Source organism: Escherichia sp. MOD1-EC6098, from assembly GCF_002965865.1.
GTDB classification, from domain to species: domain Bacteria; phylum Pseudomonadota; class Gammaproteobacteria; order Enterobacterales; family Enterobacteriaceae; genus Escherichia; species Escherichia marmotae.
In genome coordinates this window covers 1-709 of sequence record NZ_PTSN01000080.1, presented here as the reverse complement: position 1 = coordinate 709, position 709 = coordinate 1, and the positions used below count along the sequence as shown (strand labels likewise).

Genomic DNA, 709 nt, shown 5'->3' with positions numbered 1-709 from the left:
ATCTGCACAGGGCTGGCGGCTTCCGGGGCGGTCATGGTGATTGCTGCTAATGTCATAAAATGTTCTCCTTCCGTCTGTTGCCGCCCCTCGCGGGGCGGCTCACCTCATCAGTTAAAAGCGCGTTTCAGTTCGAGTGTGCGGAGCACCTGCCCGAAGGCCGTGTTTTTCATGGCGGGGATGTGTACACCACGTCCCCGGTGAAAACTCCGGGCTATGTGTCGCCCGAAGGCTTTCAGCACGGGGTCAATTTCCGGCGCGGGGATGTCTTCGCGTCTGAAACGGGGATGACGGCGGGGCTTTACAGCCGCTGCGGAAGGTGAAACAATGCTTACTGTCATAAATGAAACTCCTTATGACAAATTGGTTAACAATGCCGTCAAAATTGGTTGCGCAATTCTTACGGCGTGGATTAAGCAGGTCCCTGACCTGCTTTTTTCATATCTGCGTCTGACGTTTTCCGGTGTATTCCTCCTTCTGTTCCTGCGTTCTCATTACCTGCCAGCCGGATGACTGACAGAACAAATAAATGCGTATTGCCGGAGCCTGAAATAAATCCTGATTTTTAAAGAACATCACCCGTTGAGTTTCGGGAGCCGCGGTTTTGACGTTTCGCGGGAACCTGCTGCTGTATTCCCTGTGGTATGAACTTCACCCGTTTGAGAACCTTCGCCGCAAGGGGCATCACTGCCACGGCCTGACGCACCTGTCC

1 protein-coding gene is annotated in these 709 nt (G+C 53.6%); it reads right to left on the bottom strand.

Annotation, left to right across the window (positions count from 1 at the left end; genetic code table 11):
- Positions 1–107: 107 nt before the first annotated feature.
- Positions 108–338: a hypothetical protein gene (locus C0K55_RS25715; protein ID WP_000218642.1), complete on the bottom strand. Its 231-nt coding sequence runs from the start codon at positions 336–338 to the stop codon at positions 108–110.
- Positions 339–709: the final 371 nt, after the last annotated feature.